The organism is uncultured Campylobacter sp. (assembly GCF_938045225.1).
GTDB lineage: Bacteria > Campylobacterota > Campylobacteria > Campylobacterales > Campylobacteraceae > Campylobacter_A.
This window is the reverse complement of record NZ_CALINL010000284.1, coordinates 1-2,859: the sequence shown is the minus strand read 5'-3', so window position 1 is coordinate 2,859 and position 2,859 is coordinate 1. Positions and strand designations below refer to the sequence as shown.

Below are 2,859 nucleotides of genomic sequence, written 5' to 3'. Positions count from 1 at the left end.
TCTAACAACACCAAGTGAGCTTTGACCGCCAAGTTCTTTGATAAATACGACACTTTGACCATCACTTGAAAATCTTGGATAGTTATTTTTACCATTTGCTGTAAGCTGACGGATAAAATCAGTCTGAGTTGAGATTAGATAGATATTAAAGCCACCACTAGCCTCTCTACTTGAATAAACTACATAGTTTTCAAAAGTGCTTACTGAGTTATTGTTTTTGCCATGAAATACCATTTGCTCAACACTTCCACCTGAGGTTGCAGGTGTTGCGAAGATATTTGGATATCCAAGTCTATCTGAGACAAAAACTATTCTGCTGTCATTATCTACGAAATTTCCATTTACATCAATGCCTGGATAGTTTGTGATCTGAGTTAATTTTTTGCTACCTGTATTATAGATGAAAATATCTGGTTGATCCTTTGGAGCCATAGTTAATAGAATTTTACTTCCATCTTTGCTAACATCAGATGCTATAAGCATACCCATACTATCTATTATCTTTGTTTTAGTGCCTGAATTTAGATCATATCTAAACAAAGTTGGTCTGTTATTTACATAAGATGTATAGTAAAATTTACTCTGATCAGCGCCTGCCCATTTAGGGAAGATATTTAGACCGCCACTTACGATCGTCTTTTGATAAGTAAGTGTATAATCAGCCACTATAATAGAGCTTTGGCGAGCCGAAGTGTATTTTGCTAGGATGATAAATTTCTCCATCCAATTAACCGGAGGCATTTTTAGCTCGTTAATAAGCTCGACTATCGCTTTATGCGCGATAAACGGATACTTTGCTCCGTCATTCATATTGTAAATTTTCTCGTACTGAGTGGTTGCCGTTTTTGCATTAATTAGCTTAACCCTGAGGGTTAGAGGCGAGTTTGCAGAGCCCTCAAGCGCGTATCTAAATATAAGCTGCGCACCTTTTTCGCTCATCACGTTCGTGTTCGAGTCGCCCTCATAGCTACTGGCGATATATTCGTCCACAACCTCAAAATCAGAGCTGACCTTCAAGTCACCCAACATAATTTTATGAAATTTGCTTTTAAAAGCCTGATCGCCGACGGCCGTTGTAGCGTCTTGAAGCACGATTTTTGGTAGGGCTAAGCCTTTGTTGACGACCGAAATGGTTGCATCAACAGCAAAAAGCCAACTGGCAAAAGCAAGAAAAAGTAAAATTTTCTTCATTTTTCCTCCATTATTCTAGTTTGTCTTCTAGTTTGGTTCCGAGCCTAACAGCTCTGCCTATCTGGGTAGGCGGCGGAAATTTCTCAAAAGTCATACTTTGCAAGAAATCCCTAACTTTGTTATTAAATTCGCTATTATACGATAACTTTTTTATATCGTAACTAAACGATCCATCAATGCCGATGACGATCTCAACCTCTGCCTCATCGGTAGAATCAGCCTTATAAGCACTCCATTTACTCTGTAAAATTCTACTAATCATGCCGAAGTATTCGTTGTATTCGCCTGTCATTTGCGACTTTGGAGTCTTGGCAACCTGATCTAGTGTGAGTGCGTTTATAACGTCGCTAGCTTTTTTTTGCTGGCTCGTTATCTGGACTTTTTCCGGTTTTTTACGACTTTGCTCCTTTGGTTGCTCTTTTTTCTTAGCAACCTTATCTTCTTTTAGTTTAGAGGTGTCGATACTGCCGAATAAATCCTTTAAATTTGGCTCTTCAACTTTTTTTTCTTCAGGTTTTGGCGGTGCAGGATCCGGTTCAGGCGGCTTGTTTGTAGTGTCCGGCTTTGGCTCTTCTTTTTTAACCTCTTCCTTTACCGGTTGAGGTTTTTCCTCTTTTACAATCTCTTTTTTGGGCTCGGGCGCTTTTACGGTGATGTCGGGCTCGCGCTCAACTATCATAATATCCATAAAAGCATCTTTAGTATCGGTGTATTTTTTCAGCTCTTCTTTAAAATAAGTAAGCTTAATAAAAATACCGCTTATGATACAAAGGTAAAGAAAAGCCGATAGTAAGAAGTAACCGGAAGTGTTAAATTTGAGATCAAATTTATCCATTAGTTTGGAGCGCCACCTTTGTAAAGCCTGCGTTTTTTACGCTCTTTAAAACAAACATCACATCATCGTATATGAGGCTTTTGTCGGCCTTAATATAAACAGGCGAGTTTTTATCGTATTTTGCCCCGATAAGCACTATATTATCAGGAAGTTCGCGCAAATTCATGGTATTTTGATCTATTCTAACCTTTTTTGTGGCATCAACGATAACAGTCAAATCTTTTTTTTGAGCCGAGGATGTTTTAGTTTTTGAGCCGTCCGGTAGCAAAATTTGCTCCTCATAAACGATAGTAGGCGTCGTAACCATAAGGATCGCCAGCAAAACAAGCATGATATCCACAAGCGGAGTTATGTTTAGCTCCGGAGTTTCGTCGAGATTTATCATTGATCTTCTTTAAGCGTTACTAGGATATCGACTTCACGCCTGATGACACCCATGAGCTCATAAGCTTTTCGTTTAATAAGCAAGCTAAACGTATAAGCGGGAATCGCTACAAATATACCTGCTCCGGTAGCCACAAGAGCCTCACTAATAGCTGGTGCAATAACTCCTAACGACGAATTTCCTCCGCCTTGACCAAGCTGAGAAAACGTCTCCAAGATAGAAACAACCGTACCGAAAAGTCCAATAAAAGGCGATGTAGAAGCGATAATACTAAGCCAAGTAATGCCGCTGGTAGCATTTCTCTCTGAAATACTAACGGCGACCGAAAGCTTTTCTTTAGATACGGAGCCGCTTACGAATCTTTTTAAAACGGAGTCGTTTAGAGTATGTTTAGAGCCGCCCATTAACAGCGACTCAAGCGCATTTTGCTCTTTTTTTTGCCAAGAGC

At 39.5% G+C, this 2,859-nt stretch carries 4 protein-coding genes; all 4 read right to left on the bottom strand.

Going from position 1 to position 2,859, the window contains the following annotated elements; all coding sequences use genetic code 11:
* Nucleotides 1-1,191 (bottom strand): Tol-Pal system protein TolB (gene tolB / locus Q0200_RS10195; RefSeq protein WP_297940895.1); only part of this gene is annotated, 1,191 nt, incomplete at its 3' end.
* A 10-nt stretch (nt 1,192-1,201) separates the two neighbouring features.
* The gene (locus Q0200_RS10190; RefSeq protein ID WP_297940893.1) at nt 1,202-2,026 is read right to left on the bottom strand and encodes a TonB C-terminal domain-containing protein; all 825 of its coding nucleotides are present in this window, start codon (nt 2,024-2,026) and stop codon (nt 1,202-1,204) included.
* A complete protein-coding gene (locus Q0200_RS10185; protein ID WP_009494953.1) occupies nt 2,019-2,411 on the bottom strand; it encodes a biopolymer transporter ExbD in 393 nt (130 codons plus the stop codon). Before Q0200_RS10185 ends, Q0200_RS10190 begins: the two co-directional genes overlap by 8 nt.
* On the bottom strand, nt 2,408-2,859 hold a 452-nt coding region (locus tag Q0200_RS10180), incomplete at its 5' end, for a MotA/TolQ/ExbB proton channel family protein (protein ID WP_297940890.1). The genes Q0200_RS10180 and Q0200_RS10185, both read right to left, overlap by 4 nt.

What these genes read in the sequence shown, in the direction of transcription:
- Q0200_RS10185 (WP_009494953.1), bottom strand. Translation starts at nt 2,411, where the DNA reads ATGATAAATCTCGACGAAACTCCGGAGCTAAACATAACTCCGCTTGTG.
- Q0200_RS10190 (WP_297940893.1), bottom strand. Translation starts at nt 2,026, where the DNA reads ATGGATAAATTTGATCTCAAATTTAACACTTCCGGTTACTTCTTACTA.